Source organism: Citrobacter sp. MGH 55, assembly GCF_016906145.1.
Taxonomy (GTDB): domain Bacteria; phylum Pseudomonadota; class Gammaproteobacteria; order Enterobacterales; family Enterobacteriaceae; genus Citrobacter_A; species Citrobacter_A amalonaticus.
The window spans coordinates 241,806-248,651 of record NZ_CP070239.1 but is presented as its reverse complement, the minus strand read 5'-3'; the positions used below and the strand labels follow the sequence as shown (position 1 = coordinate 248,651).

At 54.9% G+C, this 6,846-nt stretch carries 8 protein-coding genes; 3 read left to right on the top strand and 5 right to left on the bottom strand.

Annotated features, from left to right (window positions below; genetic code table 11):
• The first annotated feature begins 4 nt into the window (after positions 1-4).
• From rihC to JTI98_RS01025, 3 genes are all read left to right on the top strand, one after another.
• The gene (rihC, locus tag JTI98_RS01035) at positions 5-913 is read left to right on the top strand and encodes a ribonucleoside hydrolase RihC (protein ID WP_216082217.1); all 909 of its coding nucleotides are present in this window, start codon (positions 5-7) and stop codon (positions 911-913) included.
• Between the two features lie 98 nt (positions 914-1,011).
• A complete protein-coding gene (locus JTI98_RS01030) occupies positions 1,012-1,575 on the top strand; it encodes a glucose-6-phosphate isomerase family protein (RefSeq protein WP_058587615.1) in 564 nt (187 codons plus the stop codon).
• Positions 1,568-2,350: a glucose-6-phosphate isomerase family protein gene (locus JTI98_RS01025; protein WP_042997997.1), complete on the top strand. Its 783-nt coding sequence runs from the start codon at positions 1,568-1,570 to the stop codon at positions 2,348-2,350. Before JTI98_RS01030 ends, JTI98_RS01025 begins: the two co-directional genes overlap by 8 nt.
• Positions 2,351-2,390: 40 nt before the next feature.
• On the opposite strand, the gene JTI98_RS01020 is transcribed toward JTI98_RS01025, so the two are convergent.
• The 5 genes from JTI98_RS01020 to JTI98_RS01000 are packed head-to-tail and all read right to left on the bottom strand — an operon-like array spanning position 2,391 to position 6,704.
• Positions 2,391-3,209: a PTS system mannose/fructose/sorbose family transporter subunit IID gene (locus JTI98_RS01020; RefSeq protein WP_042997996.1), complete on the bottom strand. Its 819-nt coding sequence runs from the start codon at positions 3,207-3,209 to the stop codon at positions 2,391-2,393.
• Complete coding sequence (locus JTI98_RS01015) at positions 3,209-4,009, bottom strand: PTS sugar transporter subunit IIC (protein ID WP_216081827.1); 801 nt, start codon at positions 4,007-4,009, stop codon at positions 3,209-3,211. The genes JTI98_RS01020 and JTI98_RS01015 overlap by 1 nt, the downstream gene beginning before the upstream one ends.
• Before the next feature lie 10 nt (positions 4,010-4,019).
• Complete coding sequence (locus JTI98_RS01010; protein ID WP_042997994.1) at positions 4,020-4,514, bottom strand: PTS sugar transporter subunit IIB; 495 nt, start codon at positions 4,512-4,514, stop codon at positions 4,020-4,022.
• An 11-nt stretch (positions 4,515-4,525) separates the two neighbouring features.
• Positions 4,526-4,954 carry a PTS sugar transporter subunit IIA gene (locus JTI98_RS01005; RefSeq protein ID WP_042997993.1) on the bottom strand — a complete coding sequence of 143 codons (429 nt, stop codon included), beginning with the start codon at positions 4,952-4,954 and terminating at the stop codon, positions 4,526-4,528.
• Between the two features lie 4 nt (positions 4,955-4,958).
• On the bottom strand, positions 4,959-6,704 hold the full coding sequence (locus tag JTI98_RS01000) for a class I mannose-6-phosphate isomerase (protein ID WP_216081826.1): 1,746 nt from the start codon (positions 6,702-6,704) through the stop codon (positions 4,959-4,961).
• Positions 6,705-6,846 lie beyond the last annotated feature (142 nt).

Sequence of the window (6,846 nt, the reverse complement as noted above, 5' to 3'; positions counted from 1 at the left end):
GCGTCTGCCCATTATTCTCGACACCGATCCGGGCATTGATGATGCTGCGGCGATTGCTGCTGCGCTGTTTGCCCCTCAGCTCGATCTGCAATTGATGACTACGGTCGCCGGTAATGTTTCCGTGGAAAAGACCACCCGCAACGCCCTGCAACTGCTGCATTTCTGGAATGCCGACATTCCCCTCGCCCAGGGGGCCGCCACGCCGCTGTTACGTCCGCTACGCGATGCCGCCTATGTTCACGGCGAATCCGGCATGGAAGGCTATGATTTTGTCGAGCATGACCGACAACCGCTAGCGAAACCGGCGTTTATCGCCCTTCGTGACGCGCTGATCAGCGCCCCGGAGCCGATCACGCTGGTGGCGATTGGTCCGCTGACGAATATTGCGCTGTTGCTGATGCACTATCCGGAGTGCACCTTCAACATCCGCCGTCTGGTGATCATGGGCGGTTCTGCCGGACGGGGAAATTTCACCCCTAACGCTGAATTCAATATCGCCGTCGATCCGGAAGCCGCAGCGCGCGTATTCGAAAGTGGCATTGAGATTGTGATGTGTGGGCTGGATGTCACAAACCAGGCGATGTTGACGCCGGATTATCTGGCCTCGCTGCCCACCCTCAATCGCACTGGAAAGATGTTACATGCCTTGTTCAGCCACTATCGCAGCGGGACAATGCGCACCGGCGTGCGAATGCACGATCTCTGCGCGATTGCCTGGCTGGTGCGTCCGGATCTGTTTACCGTCAAGCCGTGCTTTGTCGCGGTTGAAACCCAGGGGGACTATACCGCCGGGACGACCGTGGTGGATATTGAAGGGCGGATGAACAGACCAGCAAACGTGCAGGTCGCTCTGGAAATTAATGTTGCAGGGTTCCAGCAGTGGGTGGCAGAAGTTCTGGCACTGGCACCGTAAGGAGTGTGATACGCACCGCACTCTGTGGACGGAACTGGAAGGTTAATCGATTAATCTGCTAATCTGATTCTGTTGTTCTCCTCGGGCCGGAGACGCATATGAATCTTACTTTTATCCAGCCACCGCAGGTGGAATGGGCGAGCGGCGCGTTGGCAAAAGGGCCGCTGTTACGTAAATCAACCCGCATTCAGGATCTCATTGAGGTTTTTGCCGATGAGCCTGCCCGGCAACAGTTGGCGGGCGAACACGTGGTGTATGACGTTGAGATGCTGGCGACTTCTTCGGCGGAAGGCGAACTCTATACGGGCGTGACGCATCTTTATCCCGGACATGTCGGCGGTGAATACTTTATGACCCGCGGGCATTTCCATGCGCGCCGTGAACAGGGCGAAGTCTATTTTGGCCTGCGCGGAAAGGGACTTTTGCTGCTGCAAAATGAGCACGGGCAGGCGCGACTGGAAAACGTTTTCGCCGGATCCATTCATATCATCCCAGGTTTTACCGCACACCGCTTAATCAACACCGGAAATGAGGTGCTCTCCGCGCTTGCTGTCTGGCCTGCTATCGCCGGACATGATTATGCGGCGCTGGCGAAGGGGTTCACCCTCAGGGTCTTTGAGGAAAACCAGCAGATTCTGGTAAGGGAGGTGCAGAATGGTTGACTCTGCCTCTCTTTATGGTCTGGATATGACCGTACATCGTCATCCGCTTGGGTTCAGTTATGGGGATGACGTGACCGGGCCTATGCCGGAAATTCGCCGACTCGATCAGATTCGTGCTTCGCTGCGTGATCCGCAGTGTGAGGGACCGGAAGAGGTATACGCTATCGCGATGGACGTGGCGCGCCTGCAGGATCGCGAGGAGCTAAAAAAACGCATGCTGTTGTTCGGTGTGGTGACCTATGCCGCGGGTCGGTTGGGTGAAGAACCGATTCGTAGTCAGGGGCATGTGCATCGTGTGAGTCAGCACAGCGGGTGGTCTCCGCCAGAGTTGTATGAGATCTGGCAGGGGAAAGCGATCATCTACATGCAGGAATATGTTGGGGACGATCCTGGTCGCTGCTTTGCGGTGATCGCAGGACCCGGTGAAAAAGTGCTGGTGCCGCCAGGTTGGGGACATGCGACGATATCCGCCGATCCGAATGAGCCGTTAACCTTTGGCGCGTGGTGCGATCGCGAATATGGTTTTGAATATGAGGCTGTGCGGGCGCATAAAGGGCTGGCGTGGTATCCGTTACTACAGGGTGATCACGTCATCTGGCAGCACAACCCGCGCTATATTGCCGGGCGATTGCAGGCCGTCACGCCTCGTCAGTATACGGAGTTTTCACTGACTTCAGCGCCAATCTATCAGCAATTTATATCCGACCCGGGGCGCTTTCAGTTTATCTCTCGCCCGGATAAATGCGCAGGGCTGTGGCAGAACTTCCATCCATGAAAAACCGGGGCATTGCCCCGGTAGTTCCGTCTTTTCGCTATTAACCTGCAAACAGACCTGTTGCGACGCCAAGCGCGGCCAGTATCAGCAGTAAAACCATCGCTTTTACCGGTGAGACACCGCGTTTTGCCATCAGATACCAGGTACCGAGAACGACGACCAGCGGCAGCAATTGCGGGAAAATGCCATCCAGCATCTGCTGAACATGGATATTCACACCATCTTTGGTAATAAACTCCATCCCGGTTCCAAGCTTCACGTAGCTGGCTGCGACGCCCCCCATAACGAAAACGCCTAACAGCGATAAGGCTTCGCGCAGACGAGTGGACTTGCTGCTCACCAGTATTTCTACCGAGCCGGAGCCCATTTTGTAGCCTTTCAGAAACAAGAACCATGAGCCGGGAATGATGATCGCAAGCCAGGCGACGGTATAAAACAAGGGACCGAGGATATTGCCGCCTGCCGCCAGCGCCATGCCGATACTGAGCAGGATGGGGATCAACATCCCAGGGATCATGGAATCACCGATCCCGGCAATGGGACCCATTAAACCCACCTTAAGGGTGTTGATCGTCTCTCCGTCGATCGGCTCCCCGTTCGCTTTTTTCTCTTCCAGCCCCAGCGCCATTCCATTCACAATGGCGCCAATCTGGGGTTCGGTGTTGTAGAACGAGGCGTGTCGACGCAACATTTCGGTTCGTTGTGCGGCATCGGGATAGAGCTTTTTCGCCACCGGCAACATGCTCAGACAAAATCCAAAAGATTCCAGACGTTCAAAACTCATCGACGATAAGTTATGCATCATCCAGGCCCGCCAGCAGCGGCGAAGATCTTTACGGGTCAGCGTACGTTCTTCCATCAGAATTCATCCTCATCATCGCGGGTAACCGACGTCGCGTTTGCAGCCTGCGGCGGTTCCGGCTTGTAGTTATAGTGGATCAGCGCCAACAGTGAACCGACGATCACCAGCGCGACCATGTTGAGTTTTAAAAAGACGATGCAGACGAAACCGACGAGGAAGTAGATCAACATGGTGTAATTTTTGATGATCTGCTTGAGCAGAATTGCAATCCCGACGGCGGGCAGAATGCCGCCCAGTACGTTCATTGTCGACAACACCATCTTCGGCAGGCTGTCCATAAAACCGCTGATGTACTGTGCGCCAAAGTAAACCGCAATAAAGGTGGGCACAAAACGCAGGATAAAGTTTGTCACCTGAGGCCAGATGGCGCTGTTCAGGTAAATTCCCCGCTCATCGCCCCGATCCAGTGCCACATCGGCACGATGGTTCCAGAAAGAGTTCAGTACCATCATCGCATTAAATAAGATGGTCCCGGCAATCCCGATGGTAGCGGCTAAGGCGACCGCGACCTCCGGGCCTTTGCCTGAGAGGATCCCCAATGCAATGGCCGGGTAAGCCACAAAGTTGAGATCGGCAGGCATTGAGCCGCCGGGCGTGACCATCGCGATATATACTGCCTGAACCGCAACGCCAATCATGATCCCGGTTTTCATGTCACCGAGAATAATCCCGACCAACGTGCCGGAAATCAGCGGTCGAGTGATTAAATACCAGCCGCCCGTCAGTCCCAACAGCCAGGGGCTGCTGAGGGCGCCGAGATAACACAGAATGCCAATCAACATCGCTTCGATAATCATCGTCCGCTCCTTATTTCAGCTTCTGGCGCGCATCCTGCCAGCTGTAACAACTGGCATCCGGCACCAGCCGGAATTCAACCTGATGCCCGCGCTGCGTCAGCCAGTCAAAGGCGGCGATCTCCTGTGCATTGACTGATTGATTAGGGCCAATTGTCGTGGTGTCGGCGCGCGCACTCATTGGACCGACGTTAATTTTGCCGTTGGCGTTGTGCAGACTGATACCCGCTTCTTCGATGCGCATCAGCGTGACCGGCGATTTGCCAATCACGAAATAACGTTTCTCACTGGCGATGACTTTGGGCAGTTTCTCAATCGCGGTGGCGGTATCAAACAACCAGACTTTGGTGTCCTGCACGGCGCCTTTCATCACCGAGGAGAGCAGGGGATCGGCCGCGACGGCATCGTCAATGGCGACAATGCCATCGCAGGGCAGCTCTTTGGCCCAACGTGTGACGAGCTGCCCATGAATAACGCGGTCATCGATACGGACAAAAGAAATACTCATAGCGGTTTCCTTTAAAAATCATCTGACTGCACGGAAAAAACCGGGGCAGCCTTCGTCAACGTGGGGGCAGTTAACGCCAGCAGGGTATCGGCTGCGGCATGGACATCCATGAATGGAAGCACTTCCTCGCTTAACAGCAGCATCGGCAGATTCACTCCTGCCACAACGGCGATGGGAGGCAACGTTTGTGGTGAAAAAGCATGCTGGCAGGCGACGTTCCACGGCGTGCCACTTTGCATATCGCAGAGCACCAGTACTCCGTCAGCGTGTTGTCCCGCCTGTGCCAGTACTTCGCTAAAGCGCGTTTTAAACCCTTCGATACCGGCCTGTTCGCTTAGTGTCACGGCGTAAACATGCGGTAATTCGCCGTAAACCATGCGTCCGCTGGTAAGAAGCGCTTCCGCCAGAGGACCGTGACTGGCAACAATAATGTGGATCATCGGCTTATCCTCTTACCCAGGCTTTGATCGTCGCCAGAGGCTGGTCAACGCTGTCGCCTGAAGGTGAAATTCGGTATTCCCCAACGGCTGCCGGGATGATAAAGGTCTCTGCATAGTGAACGATGAAGGGAGCAAATGCGCCGCTCGGACTATCGACCACGGCTTGCGCACCTTCGACCAGGTTCAGAACGTTCACACCACCCTGAGTATGGTGTGTCACTGGGGCAGTAAACCAGTGACGGCGGGTTTCGATAAACTCACGTTCGTGCATCCCGGTTCTTTCTTCCCGCCAGCCGTCCCCTTCAGCGATGGGCTCAATACGGTTGATCAGATTGTCTTGAACCCATTGTGTATCGCGCTGCCAGTCAATGACTTGTTGACCGTGGTCAAGATGGACAGGACGCGGCAATCCGTCCAGACCCAGACGCCCCCAGTCCCACAGTTTGAAGGTGAAAATATACGGCGTGGCACTGATCTCCAGGACCATTGTCCCGGCGCCTGAGCAATGGACGGTTCCGGCAGGGATGAGAAAATGATCGTGCTTACGGGCAGGGAATTGATTGACAAACCGCTCGTCATCAAAGGCTTTCTCGCCTCGTCCCGCCGCGCGTAAATCGTCCAGCATCTCGCCTGGTACGATCCCGGTTTTTGTGCCCAAGTAGACCACCGCATCTGGCTCTGCTTCAAGGATGTAGTAACTCTCATCCTGGGTATAGTGCATACCAAATTGCTGTTGGATGTATTCAGTAACCGGATGAACCTGGAAGCTCAGGTTCTGACCGCCAATGGTATCGAGAAAGTCAAAACGAATCGGAAATTCCGCGCCAAAACGAGCATGAACTTTCTCGCCAAGCAGGGCGCGGGGATACGTCAGCACCAGGTCCTGAGAGGGGATCTCGATCCGCACATGACCAAAACGCAGTAACAGGCTGTTTTCCTCGGGCACGCAATCAAAACACCACGCGTAGTTGGGCGCTGAGGGATCGAGATCGAATTGTTGTTTCATCCACTGCCCGCCCCAGACGCCAGGGTCAAAGAAGGGGGCGACGCGAAACGGTTGCGTGGTGGTTTGTTGCAACCCGGCGCGTAGCGCTTCGCCGCTGACCATTGCGGGCGCGCCTGCGACCGTCGTATCCAGCAAATAATCAGCGCGTTTGAGCAGCGGCGTTTTGTGCCGGTCAAAGACTCGCCATTCAATAAAAAAGGCGCGTTTATAGCGACGAAGAATATCTTCATTCTGGTTTTTTGCGCCCCAGTTACCGAGACCGTCATGACGCATACGCTGTTGAATTTCCCAGCGCGGCAGATCGGCATACACCAACACATCGCCGGGATGCGCCAGCGCCGCGCCTGGCCCATATACCACCACGAGACCTTCGGGGATGACTTCAATCAGTTGACGCATCCGGTTGAGCTTGTCGGGATCAAAAAACTCATCAAGATGGTGACAGGAGAGAACGCCAAAGACGCGGTCATCGGTCAGATTACGCGCCAACAATTCATGCAGCGCCTGCTCATCACGTCGCGCGGATTCAACATTAATCACTACGGCGGCGTTTAGCGCGGCGAAGAGGTGTTGCTCCAGCTCATCCAGTCGCACGCCCGGATAACAATCGATAATCAGTACGGTTTTAGGCGATTCAGAAACCCGGCTGCGAAGTACCGAATGGACCGACGCCCAGCCTTGCCAGGCCTCGTCGTCATAGCCCTGAACATAAACCTCAGGGAATTTATTATAGGTTGTATGCATTTTCTCTCTCCGTGTTGGCTAATTAAAGATTAATCGATTAACCTTATTTTCATAGGGTGGTTAACGCGATTAACCCGCCATAATCAGAAACCAGGGCGGTAAAAAGCTCATCAGCGTGATGAGAATCACACGTGCTGGCACA